The following is a 19,914-nucleotide window of genomic DNA, read 5'->3' as shown; positions in this document are numbered from 1 at the left end:
TGACGGCCACCGTAGATTCGGGGTTTCATTGACGCAACGAAAAAGTTCGGGGTTTCATTGACGCTCGCCGACGATTCGGGGTTTCGTTGACGCAGATTCGGGGTTCTGGAGTCACCGGATTCGGGGTTCCGTTGACGCCCAAGGCCAAAAAATGGCCGATTTCACTATTATATTCAGTATCTTACGGAGACGCCAAAATCCCGTAACACGACTCTTTAACCCATATATTAACACTAGGCCGCCCTGTGGATAACTTTTGCCGCGACGTGGTTTCACCCACCAGCATCCCGCCAGATCGGACAACCTGTCCCGGAAATCGGGACAGAGGCAGCGCGACTCACTGGCGCAGTGCTTGAAGCACGGTCAGAGGGAAGAAAAGCGCCGCCTCTTGGGGGCTTCGCCCCCGCCGGCTCGCGGCCTGCGGCCGCCCCGGATCGCTTTGCGATCCTCCCACCCGGCATCCCCCATGATGAGCCGGCTTCGCCGGCACGCTTTTTGTTGGATTAGGGATCGTTTAAACGCTGCGCCCCTGCCGCGACCACAGCGCCAGCGGCACCGTCGCAATTGGCTTTCCAGAAAAGCCAGGCGGATAGGGCAGCGATCAAGCCGAGAGGGCAGGGGAGGCGGAAACGTCGCGGCAGGGGCGATTTCCGGGCCGCTGGGCGTCATTCTGAGCGTTCGGCAGGGTTGGAGAGGTCGAGCGCCCGATGCCGCTCTACGGGCTTCCTAGGCGGCCGATTTTTTGGAAGCTAGATCCTCGCACGATCGCGCGCGACGACACGGAAGTGCGTTTTATGGACGCTAGGGCTGAAAAACGGCAACATCGGGTCCGAGCGGCCGCGATCGGCGCGGCGAGCTTCAAGATTTGTGCGCCAGACAACGATTTCGCGAACCTGGCCCGATCATCGTTGCGGGAGAGGGCGGAATCCTACGCTAAGAACCGGCAGGGGAGGGCGCGGAAAGTCCGCTAAACAACGCCCAGGCCGAACAGACGGCGAACTTGTATATTTGTATACGCCTATACATTCGCGCCCTGTGGCGCGTGGTGCTATCGCTTCAATTCAGGACGGGTTTGTCGTCGGCCGATGGATCAGCGTGGAAAAGGCCCTCCATCGGATTGTCGCGAATATACTCGCCGCCTTCGGCAAATGCCCGGAGAGGATCGTTGCCCTTCATGCGGCCAGCGGTGATTTCGCGTTCGGTCACGCGCAAAAGCACGGCCTTGTCGATCTGCCCGTCAACCAAACTCTCCTGGCGGAGCATGAGATGGTAAGTCGAAAGGTTATCGGCCAGAAAGCCGATGATCTGAGAGCCTGGGGCTTGTGCCTTGGCCAAGCCTTCGGCAGCGATGTTGGTCAACGCAATGTGCATACTTATCAGGCGGACACGGTTAAATTCGTCGCGCTCGACAGCGTGCAGTTCTATCAGCTCATCGACCAATGCTTGTAGGTCACAGCCCGGCTCGCCGATGCTTTTCATGAATCGATCGGCAAATTCCTCAAATCGTTCATTAGGCATGGTCGAAATACCTTGTGTTTGAGACGGTTTAAACGCTCTACACCTTGTCGAACTTCCCCGCGAACTCGCGATCGGCGAAATAGCGTAGCTTGGCGGCGACGATCGGCCGTTGCCCCGCGAGGAACAGGAGCTGCAAATCCTCGCGCAGCGTGCGGACCTCATCGGGCGTGAGCAAGGGGCGGCCGACATGCTGCGATCCGAACGATATGCCGGTCTCTTCCGCGTCGATCGCGCGGCTCATGCTCTCGAACACGACCGTTTCCTGGCCGAGCAGATCGGAGACGAGCTTGGCGCTGTCGTGATCGTTGACGCCGAATATCTGCAAGACGCCGGCGTTCGACAGGAAGGTGCCGGCGCGGCGCTCGTAGAGCGCGCGGAGCTGGTGAACGTCTTGCAGGATCGGCCAGAGCTGGATGCCGTAGCCGGCCATGAGGCCCATAGCGCGCTCGACGGGTTCGAGGCGGCCGAGGGCGGCGAACTCATCGAGCAGGAACAGGACGGAGCGGGCAGGGGAGGCCGGCGCGCGCGCGAGATCGGTCAGCCCTTGCGCGAGCATCAGGCGCAGCCAGCGCGCATAGGTGGCGAGCCGATCGGGCGGCAGCACCAGATAGACGCTGGTAGGCTGCGCCTTCACATCGGCGAACGTGAAATCCGAGTGCCCCAGCACCGCCGTCATGCGCGGGCTGTCGAGAAAATGGGTATGGCGCTGCGCGGCCGACAGCACGCCAGCGGCTTCGCGATCGGACTTGCCGAGGTGGCGATTGGCGGCGCGGGCGGTGAGGCCGCCTTGCGCCTGCATGGCTTCGAGCTGGGCGGCGAAGGCTTGCGGAGCGAGGGTGAGCCGGTCGCGCAGCGTGGCAAGGGTTCGTGTGCCCGCCGGCTCCTGGCAAACGATATGCAGGATCAGGCCGGCGATCAACGCCTTGGCTTCCTCGTTCCAATGCGCCTCGCCCGCTTCGCCGGGGGCGTCATAGACCAGTGCGTCGGCCAGCGTCATGCAGTCGTCGGCGAGATCGAGGCCGGCAGGGTCGATACGATCCAATGGATTGAACGCGGCCCCGACCATGCCCGTTACGCCGAAGGGATCGAGGACATGGACCGGGCCGAAGCGTGCGCGATAGTGGGCGGTGATACGCGCGTTCTCGCCCTTGGGGTCGATGCAGACGACCGGGCCGGGATAGTCGAGCAGGTTGGGGATGATGGTGCCCACGCCCTTGCCGGTGCGCGTCGGCGCGATCGTCAGCAGATGGGCGGGGCCGGCATAGCGCAGCGGCTTGCCCGATTTGCGGTCGCGGCCGATCAGCAGGCCGTCGCCATTTTGGGCGAGGGGGCGCGTCTCGCGATCGGTGGCGAAGCGGGCCGAGCCGTGGGTATCGTCGCCGGCAGGGCCACCATAGCGCAGGATCAGCGGTTGGAAGAGGGCGCGCAGCGTGACCAGGATGATGACGAGGAACGTCAGCATCATGCCGAGCTGGTAGAGATTGGAATCGCGAGCCAGGCCGAGCAGGGAGGCGAGGACGAATTGCATCCCGCCGGCCAGGACGATGCCGACGATCAGGAACAGGATCGCGGTGCGAAACAGATGGCGGATGAGCGCGAGCGGGCTAAGGGTCAGCGCCGTGATCGCCCAAATCGGTTGCTCGCGCGCGAGGCGGGCGAGGTTGCGGATCGCGCGGCCGAGCTGGCGGAACCATTCCATGCCGGATCACTTCGCCGCCAGGGCGAAATCCACCCGCACGGTCACGATGTTCATGTTGGTCCCCGCCATCACCGGGGGCGCTGCCTGTGGCACGACTGTCGGGGGAGCGGCGATGCGGGCCTCCATGTCGGCCATTTGCGGCATATAGCCGCCCTGGCCGCCATCGCTGATCGCCAGCACGCGCGTAACGCGCAGGTTGGCGGCGGCGGCATAGGCATCGGCCTTGGCGCGCGCGGCCTTGTAGGCGGTGCCATAAGCGCCGAGGTTGGCCTTTTCGGGATCGGCGACCGAGAGATTGGGGCCGGAGACGATGTTGGCCCCGGCAGCGGTGACGGCGGCGAGAGCTTCGCTCACCCGTTTGTTGTCGCGGACCCGCACGGCGACGCTGTTGCTGGCCTCATAGCGGCCCTTGTTCGCGCCATAGTCGATCCGGTTGACCGAGAGGTTGCGGGTCTGAATATCCCGCGCCGGAATGTCGAGCCTGGCGAGCGCGGCGGTGATCTTGTTCATGGTTTCCGCGTTGCGGGCGCTGGCGGCCTGCGCGTCGGCGGCGATGCTCGACAGGCCGGCAGTGAACAACGCCTGATCGGGGGTGGCTTCGGCGCGCCCCGTGCCGGTGACGGTCAGCACGGTTTCGTCGCGATCGACACCGCGAGGGTCGGGCGCAGCGGGGGTGCAGGCGGCGAGGCCGAGCAGGGGCGTGAGGAACAGGGCTGGTTTCATGGCAATCCTCCTGGGTCGTTTTTGGTGTCGATCGTGGCGAGATGTTCGGCGCAGATCGCGGCGGCGATCGTGTGGAAATGCCTCACGCGCTCGACGAGCCAGGCCAGTTCGTCGGGGGTGATTTCATAGGCGTGGGAATAGCGGGCCTCGACATAGGCGCGCTGCAACTGTGCGAAATGGCGGCGGGCCGCGCGAGTATCGCGCGGCCATGCTTCGATCAGCCGGGGGTCTAGATTTTCGGCGAGCGAGCGCAGGATGCCGAGACGGTGCGATTTGGGCGCGTAGAGCGTCAGGACGAGCAGCACGGCATTGTAAGCCCGCTCGACGGCCTGGTGCAGCATGAACGCCGCATCGCGCGGCACGCCGTCGGCGATGCTGTCCTGGGCGAGCTTGAGCGCGTGCGCGGCGAGCGGGAACCAATGGTCGCGATGGCGCAGGGCTTCGGCGTGGCGTTCCTGCGCGTCGAGCTGGCGCGGCATGGCGAGGCCCTGTCCCGGCGCTTCGTAGAGGGCAATGCCATCGCGGGCTATGTCGGCAAAGAAGGGACGGCCGCGCGCGAGCTGGTCATTTACGTCCATCAGGGAATGGACGATGAAATTGACCGGCGTTGAGAGATGGCGGGTGACGGTCAGCTCGCGCACCAGATGATCGTCGGCGACCGCCCACCATGTTTGCAGATCGGTGAAGGTCTCGGAGTTGACGACGACGAGAAGGTCATAGTCGGAGATGTAGCCGCTGGCGCGATCCTCGACCCAATCGCCGCGCGCGTAGGAGCCGAACAGGATCAGCTTGAGGATGCGGCCGCCCTTGCGTTTGTCGGAGAGCTTGGTTTTGACGGCATCCTCAAATTCATCGAACAGGACGCGGGCGACCCGTTCCAGTTCGCGGCGCTTGGCGGCGGGAAGATGATCGAGATCGGCCCGCATCGTCATCCGATCGTTGCCGGCGTGATCGCCAGCGCCGGGTCCGCGTCGGGATGATCGAGCAGCTTGAGGACGATCGCGGTGGCGAGGGGAGGGGGGACAGCTTCCGCGCGCAGCATGTCGAACAGGGCGTGTTCGTCGGCGTCGAGGTCCATGCCTTCGATCGCGAGATTGGCGCGGGCTTCGGCATCGCCTTCGCGCCACATCGCGACTTCGGCGGGGGTGCCGCGCACATAATCGAGCGCGCGGACCTGGGCGCGGATCGCCCCGATGTCGAGGGCGCGCGTCACGGTTCCTGTCCTTCGCTTGCCGGCAGCGCGATATGGGTGATGCCCGGAGCGGCGGCGATTTCGTCCACCAGGCTATCGACGGTTTCCATGCGGTGACTGGGCCAGTCGCGCGAGACGGTGACATAGCCGGCATCGGTCTGGACATTGATGGTCGCGGTGGCGGGAAGCAGATCGAGCAGCGAGGCGAGCTTGTCCTGAATGTCGGGGGTGATCCGGTCGATTCCCGGTCCGACCATCAGGAGCTGCCAGGAGAGGCGCGACGTGTCAGTCATGGGCGTTTCCTTCCGCGTTGTCCTGTCCTTCCGCTTCCGCGTCGAAGGCCCGTTTGCCGCGCCGCTTCCAGAGCGCGAGGGCGTTGCCATCGCCTTGCGCGCGGGCGGCCAGATCGAGCATCGCGCCATAGAGCGTTGCTCGATCGTCGTCGGTCAGTTCGACGAGCCCGGCTTTCTGGACGAGGCCGCCCAGCTCTATGAGATGGCGGGTGCGTTCGCGACGCTGCACGACCCATCCTCTCGTATCGGTGCGGCGCTTGGCGGCTTCAACCCTGTGCCTCGCCTGCGCCAGCTTGGTTTCCGCCTTCGCCGTTGCCGCCAGCGCGTCGCCCAGCCTTGCGCCCGCGTCCTTGAAAGAAGGCCGCGCCCCGCGAGCGCCACGCCTCCCTTTCCTCCGCGTCGGCCGATTCCACGGCGGCGAGCAGCGCACCGGCGAGCGTGTCCAGATCGAGCGCATCGGCCCCGGTCCCCGTCACCAGCTCGCCGAGTTGCTGTATCTTCTTCGCCTTGATAGACTTGGCCTTGTCGCTCAGTGCCCGCAATTCGGCGTCATAGTCGCGCGTCTTTCGCATCATTCTCTCCCTCGCGCCCGTCGAACAGAAGCCGCACAGTAGCATGATCGCGCTGGCAGGACAGCGGTTCCGAACAGAAATACGGTGAAGTCAATCACGCGAACGGCAGTGAGTGGTGAGTGCGCGCTTATAGGTCGTTGCCGACCTGCGCTAAGAAAGGTAAGTTTCGTATCGTCATGGCAATCTACCATTTCTCCGCGAAAGTCATTGGCCGATCCAGTGGATCGAGCGCCGTTGCGAGCGCGGCCTATCGTGCGGCGGAGCGGCTGCACGATGACCGACTCGGGCGCGATCATGATTTCTCGAACAAGGCCGGCGTCGTCCATTCGGAAATCATGCTGCCCGAAGGTGCGCCGGAGCGTTTAAACGATCGCGCGACCTTGTGGAACGAGGTGGAGGCCGGCGAGAAGCGCAAGGACGCGCAACTTGCCCGCGAAGTCGAGTTCTCGATTCCGCGCGAGCTGAACCAGCAGCAGGGCGTCCAGCTCGCCCGCGAGTTCGTCGAAAAGCAGTTCGTCGAACGCGGCATGGTGGCCGACCTCAATGTGCATTGGGACATGGGCAAGGACGGCCAGCCCAAGCCGCACGCGCATGTCATGTTGTCGATGCGTGAAATCAGCCCGGACGGCTTCGGCAAGAAGGTAGTCGAGTGGAACAGCACGGCGCTCCTGAAGGAGTGGCGCGAGGCGTGGGCCGACCATGTGAACCAGCGCCTTGCCGAGCTGGATATTGACGCGCGGATCGACCATCGCACGTTGGCGGCGCAGGGGATCGACCTTGAGCCGCAACACAAGATCGGGCCGGCTGCATCGCGGATGCCCGAACAAGGGCTTGAGGCCGAGCGGGTCGAGGACCATGCCCGGATCGCGCGCGAAAATGGCGAGAAGATCATTGCGCGGCCCGAGATCGCGCTGGACGCGATCACGCGCCAGCAGGCGACGTTCACGCGGCGCGACCTGGCGCAGTTCGCGTTCCGGCACAGCGACGGCAAGGATCAGTTCGACCAGGTGATGAGCGCGGTGCGGACCTCGCCCGAGCTGGTGGCGCTGGGGAAGGACGGGCGCGGCGAGGATCGGTTCACGTCGCGCGACATGATCGACACCGAGCAGCGGTTGAGCCAGGCCGGCGATCGGCTTGCGGATCGGGCGGGGCATGGTCTCTCGGCGGCGTCTCAAATGGGGGGGCGAGACACCGCCGAGAGTGGAAGCCTTGCGCTGGGAAGCCAGCAAAAGGACGCCCTGGCGCATATCACCGGCAAGAACGACCTGGCAATCGTCGTCGGCTATGCCGGCACCGGCAAATCGACCATGTTGGGCGTGGCGCGCGACGAATGGGAGCGCGCCGGCTATCAGGTGCGCGGCGCGGCCTTGTCCGGCATCGCGGCCGAGGGGCTTGAGGGCGGTTCCGGCATCCAGTCCCGCACGATCGCGAGCATGGAATATCAGTGGGACCAGGGCCGCGAGCTGCTAGGCCCGCGCGACGTGCTGGTGATCGACGAGGCGGGCATGATCGGCACGCGCCAGATGGAGCGCGTATTGTCCGAGGCCGAAAGGGCCGGCGCGAAGGTGGTCCTTGTCGGCGATCCCGAGCAGTTGCAGGCGATCGAGGCCGGGGCGGCGTTCCGGTCCCTTGCCGAGCGCCACGGCGCGGCCGAGATCAGCGAGGTTCGCCGGCAGCATGAGGACTGGCAGAAGGACGCCACGCGGGCGCTGGCGACGGGCAGGACCGGCGAGGCGATCCATGCCTATGCCGAGCATGGCATGGTCCACGCGGCCGAGACGCGCGAGGCTGCGCGGGCCGAGCTGATCGACACATGGGACGCGCAGCGGCTTGCCGATCCCGAAAAGACGCGGATCATCCTCACCCACACCAATGCCGAGGTTCGTGATTTGAACCAGGCCGCGCGCGATCGGCTGCGCGAAGCCGGCGAGCTGGGGCAGGACGTGCGGATTTCGGCCGAGCGGGGCGCGCGCGAGTTCGCGACCGGCGACCGCATCATGTTCCTGAAAAACGAGCGCGGGCTAGGCGTGAAGAACGGCACGCTGGGGAAGGTCGAGCGCGTGTCGCCCGACAGCATGGCGGTGCGGCTCGATGATGGCCGACAGGTGGCGTTCGACCTCAAGGACTATGCCCATGTCGATCATGGCTATGCCGCGACCATCCACAAATCGCAGGGCGTGACGGTCGATCAGGGGCATGTGCTGGCGACGCCGGGGATGGACCGCCATGCGGCCTATGTGGCGCTGTCGCGGCACCGTGAGGGCGTGCAGCTCCACTATGGCCGCGACGACTTCGCCGACGATCGGCGGCTTGTCCGCACGCTGTCGCGCGAGCGGGCGAAGGATATGGCGTCGGATTATCCCATGTATCGGGACCGCGACGCCGAGGCGCAATCGTTCGCCGATCGGCGCGGTCTGTCGGGCGAGATCCGATTGCCGGATGCGCCCGAGCGCAAGGGTGTGGAGCTTCTTGGCCCGCGTGCTGGCACCATGCGCCAGATGGGCGGAGATCCACGCCCACGCGAGATCGGCGAGGGCCGCGGCGCAGGGGATGCGAAGGCCGCGGCCGAGCGACAGCCGCGGCGCGGCATGTTCGACGGCTTGAAGCTGTCGGCCGAGCCGGCGAAGGCGGCCGAGCCAGCGCAGGGCGCGAAGGAAAAAGCGGCTCCCAAGCGGGGCATGTTCGATGGGCTGAAACTGTCGTCGCGCACGCCGACGCCGGCGAAGGAAGCCCCGGCGCGTGCCGAGCAGGGCCTTACCCATGATTTCCGGCGCGCGGTCGAGCGGGCCTCGCGTTCGGCCGAGGCGGTGTTGCAGGCCCGCGCATCGGGCGGGCCGGTATTGGAGCATCAGAAGGTCGCGCTCGAGCGCGCGACCGAGGCGCTGGACCAGATCAGGGCGGGGGCTTCGCGCGATATGGCATCGGCGTTCCAGCGCGAACCCGGCTTGCTCCATGAGGCGGCGGCGGGGCGCAGCGGCCCGATGATGGATGCGATGGCGCAGGAGGCCAAGGTGCGGGCCGATCCGAACTTGCGCGCCGATCGGTTCGTGGAACGCTGGCAACAGCTCTCCCAGGACCGTGACCGGCTTTATCGCGCCGGCGACATGACGGGCCGCGAGAAGGCGGGCAAGGAAATGGCGGGCATGGCGAAAAGCCTTGAGCGCGATCCCCAGGTGGAATCGATCCTGCGCGGCCGTGAGCGCGAGCTGGGGCTTGAGATGGGCATGGGGCGCGGGCGCGACCTTAGCCACCAGTTGACGCACGAACTTGGGATTGGCCGCGATCGTGGCCTTAGCCGGTAATTGGCCGACCGGAAAAATGGCCTGCCAGTCCCACGACTGGCAGGCCAGTAAGTCTCAAGAGAGTCGCTATTGAGACTTTCGGGTCGCGCGCCGCCTTATCATTTGATTTCGTTGGATGTTGTGAAAAATTGTCAAATATAGACGGACGGAGGCGGCGATGCGGGAAGAGGATGATAGTTTTGGCGACGCTGACGATCCGGCGCTGGCGTTCGCGCGGGTCGAGGATCGGTTGGCGTCGGTGCATGGCGAGGTGGCGTTGCTGCGCGCCGCGATCGAGGGGCTGACCGCCGCGCGCGAGAATATCGAGATTCCCGATTACGAGCCGACGCTGGGGCGCACCGAGCAAGTGCTGGGGCTCTGTTGCAAAAATCGTGAAGCTTGAGCATGCTTGGCGGAGATTGGACGGACGGAACGATGACGGATTTCAAGTGGCGCCATTTCCAGGGTGATGTGATCCTGTGGGCGGTGCGCTGGTATTGTCGCTATCCGATCAGCTATCGCGACCTTGAGGAAATGCTGGCGGAACGCGGCATTTCGGTCGACCATACGACGATCTATCGCTGGGTCCAGTGCTACGCCCCGGAGATGGAGAAGCGGCTGCGCTGGTTCTGGCGGCGTGGCTTTGATCCGAGCTGGCGCCTGGATGAAACCTACGTCAAGGTGCGGGGCAAGTGGACCTACCTGTACCGGGCAGTCGACAAGCGGGGCGACACGATCGATTTCTACCTGTCGCCGACCCGCAGCGCCAAGGCAGCGAAGCGGTTCCTGGGCAAGGCCCTGCGAGGCCTGAAGCACTGGGAAAAGCCTGCCACGCTCAATACCGACAAAGCGCCGAGCTATGGTGCAGCGATCACCGAATTGAAGCGCGAAGGAAAGCTGGACCGGGAGACGGCCCACCGGCAGGTGAAGTATCTCAATAACGTGATCGAGGCCGATCACGGAAAGCTCAAGATACTGATCAAGCCGGTGCGCGGTTTCAAATCGATCCCCACGGCCTATGCCACGATCAAGGGATTCGAAGTCATGCGAGCCCTGCGCAAAGGACAGGCTCGCCCCTGGTGCCTGCAGCCCGGCATCAGGGGCGAGGTGCGCCTTGTGGAGAGAGCTTTTGGCATTGGGCCCTCGGCGCTGACGGAGGCCATGGGCATGCTCAACCACCATTTCGCAGCAGCCGCCTGATCGGCGCAGAGCGACAGCCTACCTCTGACTGCCGCCAATCTTTGCAACAGAGCCATTGAGCTTATGTTGATAATGCTGCCTCGCCCAAGAGGGGCCATGCGGCGGGCAACGGCCTGGCCGACGCGCCAGACGCCGGTCAGGTTGGTATCGAGAACCTGTGCCCAATCTTGTTCCGTCATATCGAGAAAAGGCGCGGTCGCCGCGACGCCGGCATTGTTGACAAGGATCTGGATCGGGCCGAGCTCGTCCTCGATCCGTGCGACGGCCGCATCAACGCTGGCCCGATCGGTAACATCGAGCGCTACGGCAAGTGCTTTGCCGCCTTGGTCGGTAATCGCCTTTGCCGTGTCCGCGACCCGGTCGATGCTGCGCGCCGCGAGGGCGACATGTGCGCCGTTCGCCGCGAGCAGCAGTCCGAAATGGCGCCCAAGACCGCTCGATGCGCCGGTCACCAATGCGATACGGTCCTGGAGAGGATATACTTCGGACATGATCACCGGTCCTGTTTTCCGCAGAGGATATCTCTTTGGCTACCCCGCAGGCGGCCGTGAAAAGCGTTCGCCTTAGCGGAGCGTCTCGTTGAGCCACCTCAGTCCCGCCTCGGCGGCCATCATGCCTCTCGCCTTGTCGGAATAGAGCGTCATGTGGGTCGTGTGCGGCAACACCACAAGTTCCTTGCGGGGGCAAGGAATGGCATTGAACGTATCGATTTCAAGATCCCATAGGGTAATATCGTCCCCTTCGGCAACCACCATCATGACAGGTGTGTTGATGACGCGACCAACAAAGCTGTTCACATTGTAATTTAGGAGCAATTCGACCGATTCGACAGTGCTCTTGTTCTGATAGAGCGGCGCGTCATTTTTCTTGATCTCGTTAAAGACAATTTCCGCTTCCGGCACCGGCCAGCAAGGAATGTCATTGACGTAATCAATGGTGGCGTGCGGCAAATAGAGTTGCTCACCGGGCTTTTCATAACGTAGCGCGCGATCATCGGCGATCAGCTTCAGAAGTTGGCGCCAGCCGTTTACGCCATGGATACGACGCATATTCTCATATCCGTCGATAACGGGAACATGGCTGATGACCGTTTTCACCCGCTCGTCGATCGCTGCAAGGATGATGACATGGCCGCCGGAATAGGAAATGCCCCAGGCCCCGATCTTGTCGGGGTCGACCGCAGGGTGGCGCTCGAGGAAGCTGATGGCGTTCTGATAATCCCGGATCTGCGCCCAGGGATCCAGATGCTGGCGATTGTCGCCGCCACTGACCCCGAGGTTGCGATAGTCGATGATGAGCGCGTTAAAGCCATTTTCAGCGAACTTCTGCGCATAGGTCGGCATCGTGACCTCACGCACATAGCACCAGCCGCCAGCGAGCACGACAGTGGGCCGACGCCCGCCTTCGTCGGGTGTGTAGAGCCAACCCCGAACAGTATCACCTTCGGACTGGAACTCTACGTCGAGCCTCTGCACCATTACCCTTGCCCTCCCTCGCTTAATTAGAGCCGCGGCCGGACGGTCGCGCCGTGGCGCCCATCCTCATCGCTATCATTGCCCTAACTAAGTGACCAACTGGTAACGTGTCAAGATAGCTTCTCTGCGCCTCCAGAGCTTGGCACCCGATATGCATGGGCCTCGGCCCAATGGGGCCGAGGCCGTGCCGTTAACTTATTTGAAAGCAGGAAGTTTTGCCGGGTTCAGCCTATCGACGCTACATCAAGGGGAGAAGGCCTTTTTTTGGTGGCCCTGGCCAGTCGTGGCTTGCGGACGCGGCGCTGGGGAGGAGCCACCAGCCCGGGATAAATGTTGACGACCCCATCCAGAAACAGAATAATTTCCATCTCTACCCAGGCATCGACGTTTTCAGGCGTGTCGACCCCATATATGAATTTCCGGACGCCGAGATAAAAGATGCGCGAATTGACGCCAAGCACGAGTTCGGATTCGTTCTGTGTGAGAGGCATCTCTTCAATCGTAGGCAGGCCAAGATCGTGACGAAATTCGGCGCAAACCGGCCTGACGAGATGTTCTTGCATGAAAGAATACCAGCGACCGTTTATGTCGGATCCCTTAAGACCTGCGAACATGAATAGGCGGACCCAGTCATAATTAAGCACTGTCTGGGCGAGCGCCTGGTATACATTTACCAGCCGCTCTCGCAACGGAACATTGCGGTTGCTGATTACAATTTCCCAGTATGGATTCCACCGGCCGATGAATACTTCCTGATACACGCGTTCAATCAGTGCGTTCTTGCTGGCAAAATAGCGAAATAACAAAGGGTGCGTGATGTTCAGCCGCTTCGCTAGCTCGCGTGTGTCACCACCAAACCCTACTTCCGCGAAGAATTGCACGGCGCCTTCCACGATAAGCCGCTCGCGTTCGGCGCGCGGCAACCGCGGAGTGTCGGTCTGCGTTTTCTTACGCGGGGTCGTCACCTCATTCCCTTCTTTCATAACCAAGCGCCTTGGCGCCGATGCCAATGGTCGTGAATGCTAAAAAATGACCGGCTGGTCAAGTGCATAGGCGGATGCTTCGCTCCAGCTGACGGCGGTGCGCGCTGAATACGCGCCGCCGCTGGAAGAGGTCCTTACTCTGTGAGTTGTTGCATGTGCGCTTGCAGCATTGTGGCCGGCGGGCAGGAGTTGGGAATTGGTCGTTACGTAGCTTCTTTTTGGCGATGTTTGTGGCGCATAGGGCTATTGACAAATGCCCAAACGGTAACCTAAAGTTTCAAACAGACGCAGAGACGATAAGCGCCGTGCAAGTTGGGGCCATCCGGCCGGAAATGCTGAACGGATGGATCGGATGCTGCCAGGGGCCTGCGTGAGCGGGTTGGCAGGCTAGTTTCCCATGTACGGAAGACGAATCGGGAAAGCTCGTGGTCGGTGTGTTTCGCGAGTGAGGGGATAGACGTGCGAAAGGACGTGAGCGGTTGGATCACCCGTCTGAACGACGCGATGATCGACAACTACACAGCTTCAGGCGCATGGCGGAATGAGTCGATCGCCGATATCGCTGCGCGTCTGGTGATCGAAAAGCCTGACATGCTCGCATTTATTGAGGGCGATCGCTCGCTTTATCTGGGTAATCTTGTTACCAAGGCAAGAAAGATTGCTGCGGTACTTGCCACGCGTGGCCTAGTTCCGGGCGATGTGGTAAGCTTCCAGCTTCCCAACTGGCTCGAAACCGCGGTAATCAACCTGGCTTGTTGTATCGGCGGCTTTGTCTGCAATCCCATCATCCCAATCTATCGCGAGGCGGAGGTCGGCTACATCCTGCGCGACGGCCGTGCTAAGATTCTGTTCGTGCCGACGAGCTTCCGTGGCTTCGATTATGTCAATATGGCGCGCGCGCTTCAGGCGGGCCTTCCCGATCTTGCCACCATCGTTACCGTCCGGGGTGAGGCGGAGGGCTGTCTTGGTTATGAGGAGCTTCTCGCTTCAAACGCGCCTGACGTGGCAAGCGGCCATCCCGATCCCAATGCCGTCAAGCTGCTGCTCTATACATCGGGCACGACAAGCCATCCCAAGGGCGTTCTGCACAGCCACAATAGCTTAATGGCCGAGCTCCTTGCCGCTCGGGACTATTGGGGCCTTGGTGCGAGCGATGTGGTGCTGATGCCCTCGCCGGTTACGCATATAACCGGCTATCTTTACGCGCTCGAAATGGGTTTCGTCACCGGCTGTGCCGCGGTGTTGATGGAGCGATGGGACGCCTCTGAGGCGGTCGAGCTGATCAAGCGGCACGGCGTAACGATGAGCGTTGGCGCAACTCCCTTCCTCAGGGAACTTACGGATACGGTCGTGTCGGCCGGGGCTCTGCTCCCCACGATGCGTTTGTTTATCTGCGGCGGGGCGCCGGTTGCGCCGGAACTTGTGCGCCGGGCGGCGCAGGCGATCCCGGGGTGCGCCATATCGCGCGCCTTCGGAAGCAGCGAGGCGCCAACGGTCACGCTGGGTGTCCGGGGCGTCGAAGAGCTTGAGCTTGGCGCGACCACGGACGGGCGCATCGTCAACAATGAAGTGCGGATCATCGACGAAGCGACGGGAGCGTTGCTGGGCGAGGGGGCGGAAGGAGAGATCCTTGTTCGCGGCCCGGAGGTGATGCTGGGCTATACCGATCAAGCGCTGACGGACGATGCGTTCGATCAGGACGGCTTCTTCCGCACGGGTGATCTCGGACGGATCGAATTTGGCGATTTCCTGGCGGTGAGCGGCCGTAAAAAGGATGTTATCGTGCGCGGGGGCGAGAATATCAGCCCTCAGGAAATCGAAGATGCGCTGCATCGCTATCCTGCAATCACCGACGTCGCAGTGGTGGCGATGCCGCATGAAAGGCTGGGTGAAGGGGTCTGCGCCTATGTGATTGCGGATGCGCCCGTTTCCGTCGCCGACATTGGCAGCTTCCTCGGGGAGCAAGGGCTAGCGCGACAGAAATGGCCGGAGCGCGTGGAGATGGTCGACGCGTTTCCGCGCACGGCTTCGGGCAAAGTCCAGAAGAATATCCTGCGTGATCGCCTGGTTGCGCAGGCTCAGCCCACGGAGGCGTCCTTATGAATGGTCCGGACCTTCAACGGTCATTACAGCTTTTTGAGCGCATGCTGCTTATCCGCAGGATGGAGGAGCGGCTTGGTGACCTCGGGAAAGCCGGCGAACTTCCTGGCAATGTGCATCTTTATATTGGCCAGGAAGCGGTGGCCACCGGCGTCTGCGCACATCTTGACGACAGCGACTGGGTTGCCAGCACTCATCGCGGGCACGGTCACTTCCTGGCGAAGGGCGGAGATCCGCGCGCTATGGCGGCGGAGCTCATGGGCAAAGAGACCGGCATTTGCCACGGCAAGGGCGGCTCGATGCATGTTGCCGACGTCTCGAAGGGCATATTGGGCGCCAACGGCATTGTCGGCGGTGGCGTAGGGCTCGCGGTCGGTGCGGCACTCGGCGCGCAGCTTGACGGCGAGGGCCGGGTTGCCGTGGTGTTTTTCGGTGACGGTGCGTCCAGCCAGGGCGTCATTTCCGAGGCGCTGAACATCGCCGCCCTGTGGAAGCTTCCACTGTTGCTGGTCTGCGAGAATAACGGATTTTCTCAATTCTCCCCTTATGAGACGGTGAACGCTGGCGATATCTGGCGCCGCGCCGAACCGTTTGGCATGCCCGGCGCGCTGGTCGACGGCAATGACGTCCACGCCGTATGGCGGGTCGTTGGCGAGGCGGTTGCGCGGGCGCGCTCAGGCGAAGGGGCCACGCTCATCGAGGCTCGTACCTATCGCTGGCGGACTCATGTCGAATCCGAAGAAAGCTTCCTTGCAGCGCCTTATCGCACCCAGGAAGAAGTCGAGAGCTGGAAGCAGCGCGATCCGATTAGCCGGCTGGAAGAATTTCTCGTCTCCGAGGATCTGGAAAAGGACGTGGCCGCTATCCGGGCCAGGGTCGAGGGCGTTACCGAAAGCGCCATCACCGATGCTTTGAATGATCCTCTTCCCCCTGTCTCCCGTGCTTTTGAGGATATGTTCGCCAATGGCTAAGCGGCGCCTCATCCATGCTGTCAACGAAGCGCTTCATGAAGAAATGGAGCGCGACGATCGTGTGATCCTCTATGGCGAGGATGTCAGGATCGGCTTGTTCGGCGATACACGCGGCCTCTTCGACAAGTTCGGGGGCAAGCGGGTGATCAACACGCCAATCTCCGAGGTTGTCATGACCGGTATGGCGGTTGGGATGGCAGCGGCCGGCTATCGCCCGATCTGCCACATGATGTATGGCAACTTCCTTTATACCGGCTTTGACTCCATCGCGAACCAGGCCGCCAAGCTTCGCTATATGACGGCGGGCCAGCTCAAGCTGCCGCTCGTTTACCTGGCATCTACAGGTGCCGGCCGCTCATCTGGCGCCCAGCATTCCGATGCACCCTATCCAGGCGTTATGAACCTTGGCGGCATCAAGGTCGTGATCCCCAGCACGCCAGCCGACGCCAAGGGTTTGATGAAGGCCAGCATCCGTGAGGATAATCCGGTCCTCTTCCTGCTGCCCACCCGCCGCGGCGGCGAGCAAGGAGAAGTGCCCGATGGCGATCATGTCGTGCCGCTCGGCAAGGGATCGGTGAAGCGCGAGGGTCGCGATGTCACGGTGGTCGCGATCGGTGTGATGGTGCGTCATGCAATGCGCGCAGCGGCGACATTGTCCGAAGAGGGGATCGAGGTCGAAGTTGTCGATCCGATGACGCTCTTCCCGCTCGATAAGGAGCTGATCCTGGCCTCGGTTCGCAAGACCGGGCGCCTAGTAATCCTCGATGAGGCGCGTGCTACATGCAGCGCCGCAAGTGAAATTGCCGCTATCGTCGCCGAACAGGGTTTTGCTTCGTTGCGTGGTCCCGTGCGCCGGGTCACCGTGCAGGATGTGGCGATCCCGTTCGCGCCCCATCTCGAAAATGCGGTGATCCCTGATGAGGCTATGGTTGAGGCTGCGATCCGCGCGGCTGTACGCGATGGAGACGTTGCATGAAGATGTCGCTTAAGTTGCCGATGTTTGGCATGAACATGGAAGAAGGCACGATCGCTCGCTGGCACGTACAGCTGGGCGCAGACTTTGCTCTCGGTGACATCCTTTATGAGGTGGAAACCGAAAAGGTGACGTCCGAGGTGGAAGCCCCGTGCGATGGAACTCTCATTGAAATATTGGTTTCTGAAGGTGATGATGCTGCTGTTGGAGCGGCAGTCTGCCGAATAGAAACGAAATAATTGTCCTGACACCGGAGTGAAGTGGGCAGGAGACACGGATAGTTTTTCAACGCGACCGAAGAAAAAATGTTTAAGAGCGCGAAACGATACTTCGGTCATATCTAGGGAGGGATGGTTATGATTGTCAGACCAGAAAGCACAACGAAACGGCACGGCATTAACTTATACGCATCGGGCGTCGCGCTTCTTTGCTTCTGTTCGCCCGCATTCGCCCAGAGCGAGGCTCCGGCGGAGCAGCCTGCTGCCCAATCCGCAGCCGCCGAAGCGCCGCAGAGTGAAAGTCTGGGTGCCGGCGAGATCATCGTCACCGCCAGCAAGCGCGCTGAATCGATCAACAAGGTCGGCCTCACGATTGCGGCGGTCAGTGGCGATCAGCTCGTCAAGCAGGGTATCAGCAGCGTCCAGGATTTGACCAAGGCCGTCCCGGGTCTGACCTATGCGCGGTCGGCATTCGGCACCCCGGTGTTCACGCTGCGTGGCGTCGGCTATTTCGATACCGCTCTGGCGGCATCGCCTGCGGTTAGCGTTTATGTCGACCAGGCGCCTCTCAGCTTCTCCGCGCTGCCCGGCATCGGGGTCGGTTTGGACATGGAGCGTGTTGAGGTACTGAAAGGTCCGCAGGGCATTCTGTTCGGCCAGAATTCCACCGGCGGCGCGATCAACTACATCGCCAACAAGCCGACCGACACTCTGACGAGCGGGTTCAGCCTTGGCTATGGACGATTTAGCACGGTTGAAGGCGAAGCTTTCATCAGTGGACCTGTGACCGACACGCTCAATATACGGCTCGCTGGCCGCAGCACTTATGCGGGATCGTGGCAGAAAAATTACTTCTCTCGTCCAGGTGACGAGTTCGGGAAGCGGCGGGAATTCGCTGGCCGTATCACTCTAGACTGGAAGCCCACCGATAGACTCAGTTTCATGGCCAGCCTGAGTGGTTGGCATGACGGCAGCGAGCCGCAGATCGGGCAGTACATCTTCCTGCGTCCTGCCACGGCGGGGCAGGAGCAATTTTTGAGCCCTCAGCTTTATAATTTCGAAACGGGTACATTGGTGACGCCATATGCGCCGCGCAAGGCGCGCGCCGCCGATTGGTCCGCGGATGCTGAACCTTTCCGTGACGACAGAATGTATAATGCCGCGCTGCGTACCGACTATGACGTGACCGATAATCTGACCCTGACCTCGATCACTTCTTATTCGGACTATAAGCGTAATAGCCGGGCGGCGGATGACGGCACTGCGGTGCAAGACTATGATTATGTCGCCAACGACGGATATATTCGTGACTTCAACCAGGAATTGCGCCTGTCGAACGACGCCGCATCGCGCATGCGGGTCACCGTCGGTGCTAATTATCAGCACAGCAAAGTCTATGAGCTAAGCAAGGCTTCCTATGGAGATAGCATCGTCTCGAATTTCTCTCAGATAGACGGGACGAGCACTTTGCTGCCGGTGCCATTTTCCAGAGGATCGGATTTCAGCCGGCAGACGATCGAAAATTATGCGTTCTTTGGAAACGTCGATTTCGATGTGACAGACACCATCACGGTGAAGGGTGGCCTTCGCTATACGAACAGCAAGCGCCATTTCGTCGGCTGTACCTTTGATAATAATTTCGACCCGATACATGGCGACGACGCCCAGCGCAGGCTGTTCGACATTATCCACACGTTCGCCAGATCCCTGGTGGGCCTGGGAGCATCGACCCCCCTGCAGCCGGGTGACTGCACCAGTGCGATCGACCCGCTGACGGATGCCAACGGCAATCCACTTATCGGTGTAGAGAATGGGCAACGGCCGGATGCCTTTGAGAGCATCCTCGGCGATACCAACCTCAATGAGGATAATCTGTCCTGGAAGGTTGGCGTCGACTTCAAGCCGGTGGCTGGTTCGCTATTTTACGCGAACGTGACCAAGGGCTATAAGGCAGGCAGCTTCCCAACGATTGGGGCGGCGACTGTCAGTCAATATCGTCCGGTCGTTCAGGAATCGGTCATTACCTACGAAGCGGGTTTCAAGCAGGAGCTGTTCGACCGCTCGGTGCTGCTCACCGGTGCTGGCTTCTACTATGACTACCGCAACAAGCAGCTGAGGGGCTTCTTCGATCAGCCGCCTTTCGGCACCGTGTTCGCACTCGACAACGTGCCTAAGTCCACCGTCAAGGGCGGTGAGCTGGCCATCGTATGGCGGCCGGTCGATGGCCTCAACCTCAGTGGCGCGGTGACCTATGTCGACGCGAAGATCAAAAAATACTCCGGTCTGAATTCCGACGGGGTATTTACTGACTTTGCCGGCGACCGGGTGCCATTCGCTCCGAAATGGAATGCGAGTGCAAACGCCGACTATACCGTTCCGCTTGGCGCCAGCCTGGCAGTGAATTTGGGTGCCAGCCTGACCTATAACAGCAGCACGCAGGCTGCGATCGGTCATGATGCGGTGACGAAGGCGGTAACCTACATCAAGCCGTTTACCACCGTTGATGCTCGCATTGCACTTCAGGATGCGGACAATGCATGGCAGGTCCAGTTCTGGGTGAAGAATCTGACCAACGAATATTACTGGAACAACGTAGCGTTCCTGTACGATACGGCGGTTCGGTATGCGGCCATGCCACGCACCTACGGAGTAAAGACCAGCTTCCGTTTCTAAAGCTGATCGGAGGATCTTGGGTTGGTCTGTCGAGATTGGCCTG

At 61.9% G+C, this 19,914-nt stretch carries 17 protein-coding genes and 2 pseudogenes; 8 read left to right on the top strand and 11 right to left on the bottom strand.

The features are described 5' to 3' along the window. Window positions 1–1,056: 1,056 nt before the first annotated feature. Genes K663_RS22255 through K663_RS22220 form a run of 8 tightly spaced genes read right to left on the bottom strand, consistent with a single transcriptional unit; the run spans window position 1,057 to window position 5,997 of the window. Complete coding sequence (locus K663_RS22255; RefSeq protein ID WP_013038681.1) at window positions 1,057–1,518, bottom strand: hypothetical protein; 462 nt, start codon at window positions 1,516–1,518, stop codon at window positions 1,057–1,059. Between the two features lie 37 nt (window positions 1,519–1,555). Continuing rightward, window positions 1,556–3,217 (bottom strand): type IV secretory system conjugative DNA transfer family protein, encoded by a 1,662-nt coding sequence (locus tag K663_RS22250; RefSeq protein WP_013038680.1) that lies wholly within the window; start codon window positions 3,215–3,217, stop codon window positions 1,556–1,558. 6 nt (window positions 3,218–3,223) lie between these two features. Continuing rightward, window positions 3,224–3,940 carry an SIMPL domain-containing protein gene (locus K663_RS22245; protein WP_013038679.1) on the bottom strand — a complete coding sequence of 239 codons (717 nt, stop codon included), beginning with the start codon at window positions 3,938–3,940 and terminating at the stop codon, window positions 3,224–3,226. Then, the gene (locus tag K663_RS22240) at window positions 3,937–4,872 is read right to left on the bottom strand and encodes a HEPN domain-containing protein (protein ID WP_013038678.1); all 936 of its coding nucleotides are present in this window, start codon (window positions 4,870–4,872) and stop codon (window positions 3,937–3,939) included. The genes K663_RS22245 and K663_RS22240 overlap by 4 nt, the downstream gene beginning before the upstream one ends. Beyond that, window positions 4,869–5,153 carry a hypothetical protein gene (locus K663_RS22235; RefSeq protein ID WP_013038677.1) on the bottom strand — a complete coding sequence of 95 codons (285 nt, stop codon included), beginning with the start codon at window positions 5,151–5,153 and terminating at the stop codon, window positions 4,869–4,871. The genes K663_RS22240 and K663_RS22235 overlap by 4 nt, the downstream gene beginning before the upstream one ends. Further along, the gene (locus tag K663_RS22230; protein WP_013038676.1) at window positions 5,150–5,425 is read right to left on the bottom strand and encodes a hypothetical protein; all 276 of its coding nucleotides are present in this window, start codon (window positions 5,423–5,425) and stop codon (window positions 5,150–5,152) included. Before K663_RS22230 ends, K663_RS22235 begins: the two co-directional genes overlap by 4 nt. Then, window positions 5,418–5,654, bottom strand: coding sequence for a conjugal transfer protein TraD (locus K663_RS22225; RefSeq protein ID WP_013038675.1), 237 nt, complete (start codon window positions 5,652–5,654; stop codon window positions 5,418–5,420). The genes K663_RS22230 and K663_RS22225 overlap by 8 nt, the downstream gene beginning before the upstream one ends. 37 nt (window positions 5,655–5,691) lie before the next feature. Beyond that, window positions 5,692–5,997, bottom strand: a complete 306-nt coding sequence (locus tag K663_RS22220) for a conjugal transfer protein TraD (RefSeq protein WP_013038674.1) — start codon at window positions 5,995–5,997, stop codon at window positions 5,692–5,694. Between the two features lie 176 nt (window positions 5,998–6,173). Here K663_RS22220 and traA point away from each other — a divergent pair, with 176 nt between their 5' ends. The 3 genes and pseudogenes from traA to K663_RS22205 all read left to right on the top strand — a co-directional run bounded on the left by traA (window position 6,174) and on the right by K663_RS22205 (window position 10,478). Beyond that, window positions 6,174–9,299 carry a Ti-type conjugative transfer relaxase TraA gene (gene traA / locus K663_RS22215; RefSeq protein WP_013038673.1) on the top strand — a complete coding sequence of 1,042 codons (3,126 nt, stop codon included), beginning with the start codon at window positions 6,174–6,176 and terminating at the stop codon, window positions 9,297–9,299. Between the two features lie 157 nt (window positions 9,300–9,456). Further along, a pseudogene (locus tag K663_RS22210) lies at window positions 9,457–9,657 on the top strand (DUF6118 family protein); the annotation flags it as partial. A gap of 56 nt (window positions 9,658–9,713) precedes the next feature. Beyond that, entirely contained in the window at window positions 9,714–10,478 is a 765-nt protein-coding gene (locus K663_RS22205) for an IS6-like element IS6100 family transposase (RefSeq protein WP_001389365.1), read from the top strand. Window positions 10,479–10,573: 95 nt separating this feature from the next. Here the strand turns inward: K663_RS22205 and K663_RS23660 are convergent. The 3 genes and pseudogenes from K663_RS23660 to K663_RS22190 all read right to left on the bottom strand — a co-directional run. Next, window positions 10,574–10,969, bottom strand: a pseudogene (locus tag K663_RS23660) (SDR family NAD(P)-dependent oxidoreductase); the annotation flags it as partial. Window positions 10,970–11,041: 72 nt separating this feature from the next. Next, entirely contained in the window at window positions 11,042–11,956 is a 915-nt protein-coding gene (locus K663_RS22195) for an alpha/beta hydrolase (RefSeq protein ID WP_062121858.1), read from the bottom strand. Between the two features lie 221 nt (window positions 11,957–12,177). Further along, window positions 12,178–12,936, bottom strand: a complete 759-nt coding sequence (locus tag K663_RS22190) for a TetR/AcrR family transcriptional regulator (RefSeq protein ID WP_007686274.1) — start codon at window positions 12,934–12,936, stop codon at window positions 12,178–12,180. Window positions 12,937–13,395: 459 nt separating this feature from the next. Here K663_RS22190 and K663_RS22185 point away from each other — a divergent pair, with 459 nt between their 5' ends. From K663_RS22185 to K663_RS22165, 5 genes are all read left to right on the top strand, one after another. Beyond that, the gene (locus tag K663_RS22185) at window positions 13,396–15,039 is read left to right on the top strand and encodes an AMP-binding protein (protein ID WP_007686272.1); all 1,644 of its coding nucleotides are present in this window, start codon (window positions 13,396–13,398) and stop codon (window positions 15,037–15,039) included. Further along, a complete protein-coding gene (locus K663_RS22180) occupies window positions 15,036–16,007 on the top strand; it encodes a thiamine pyrophosphate-dependent dehydrogenase E1 component subunit alpha (protein WP_021244803.1) in 972 nt (323 codons plus the stop codon). The genes K663_RS22185 and K663_RS22180 overlap by 4 nt, the downstream gene beginning before the upstream one ends. Then, window positions 16,000–16,983: an alpha-ketoacid dehydrogenase subunit beta gene (locus K663_RS22175; protein WP_013040175.1), complete on the top strand. Its 984-nt coding sequence runs from the start codon at window positions 16,000–16,002 to the stop codon at window positions 16,981–16,983. Before K663_RS22180 ends, K663_RS22175 begins: the two co-directional genes overlap by 8 nt. Next, on the top strand, window positions 16,980–17,219 hold the full coding sequence (locus K663_RS22170) for a lipoyl domain-containing protein (RefSeq protein ID WP_007682525.1): 240 nt from the start codon (window positions 16,980–16,982) through the stop codon (window positions 17,217–17,219). Before K663_RS22175 ends, K663_RS22170 begins: the two co-directional genes overlap by 4 nt. Window positions 17,220–17,336: 117 nt before the next feature. Next, window positions 17,337–19,871: a TonB-dependent receptor gene (locus K663_RS22165; RefSeq protein ID WP_062121855.1), complete on the top strand. Its 2,535-nt coding sequence runs from the start codon at window positions 17,337–17,339 to the stop codon at window positions 19,869–19,871. Window positions 19,872–19,914: the final 43 nt, after the last annotated feature.

This window comes from Sphingobium sp. MI1205, from assembly GCF_001563285.1.
GTDB lineage: Bacteria > Pseudomonadota > Alphaproteobacteria > Sphingomonadales > Sphingomonadaceae > Sphingobium.
This window is presented reverse-complemented; position numbering and strand designations above follow the sequence as displayed.

What these genes read in the sequence shown, in the direction of transcription:
- K663_RS22255 (WP_013038681.1), bottom strand. Translation starts at nt 1,518, where the DNA reads ATGCCTAATGAACGATTTGAGGAATTTGCCGATCGATTCATGAAAAGC.
- K663_RS22250 (WP_013038680.1), bottom strand. Translation starts at nt 3,217, where the DNA reads ATGGAATGGTTCCGCCAGCTCGGCCGCGCGATCCGCAACCTCGCCCGC.
- K663_RS22245 (WP_013038679.1), bottom strand. Translation starts at nt 3,940, where the DNA reads ATGAAACCAGCCCTGTTCCTCACGCCCCTGCTCGGCCTCGCCGCCTGC.
- K663_RS22240 (WP_013038678.1), bottom strand. Translation starts at nt 4,872, where the DNA reads ATGACGATGCGGGCCGATCTCGATCATCTTCCCGCCGCCAAGCGCCGC.
- K663_RS22230 (WP_013038676.1), bottom strand. Translation starts at nt 5,425, where the DNA reads ATGACTGACACGTCGCGCCTCTCCTGGCAGCTCCTGATGGTCGGACCG.
- K663_RS22220 (WP_013038674.1), bottom strand. Translation starts at nt 5,997, where the DNA reads ATGCGAAAGACGCGCGACTATGACGCCGAATTGCGGGCACTGAGCGAC.
- traA (WP_013038673.1), top strand. Translation starts at nt 6,174, where the DNA reads ATGGCAATCTACCATTTCTCCGCGAAAGTCATTGGCCGATCCAGTGGA.
- K663_RS22205 (WP_001389365.1), top strand. Translation starts at nt 9,714, where the DNA reads ATGACGGATTTCAAGTGGCGCCATTTCCAGGGTGATGTGATCCTGTGG.
- K663_RS22195 (WP_062121858.1), bottom strand. Translation starts at nt 11,956, where the DNA reads ATGGTGCAGAGGCTCGACGTAGAGTTCCAGTCCGAAGGTGATACTGTT.
- K663_RS22190 (WP_007686274.1), bottom strand. Translation starts at nt 12,936, where the DNA reads ATGAAAGAAGGGAATGAGGTGACGACCCCGCGTAAGAAAACGCAGACC.
- K663_RS22180 (WP_021244803.1), top strand. Translation starts at nt 15,036, where the DNA reads ATGAATGGTCCGGACCTTCAACGGTCATTACAGCTTTTTGAGCGCATG.
- K663_RS22175 (WP_013040175.1), top strand. Translation starts at nt 16,000, where the DNA reads ATGGCTAAGCGGCGCCTCATCCATGCTGTCAACGAAGCGCTTCATGAA.
- K663_RS22170 (WP_007682525.1), top strand. Translation starts at nt 16,980, where the DNA reads ATGAAGATGTCGCTTAAGTTGCCGATGTTTGGCATGAACATGGAAGAA.
- K663_RS22165 (WP_062121855.1), top strand. Translation starts at nt 17,337, where the DNA reads ATGATTGTCAGACCAGAAAGCACAACGAAACGGCACGGCATTAACTTA.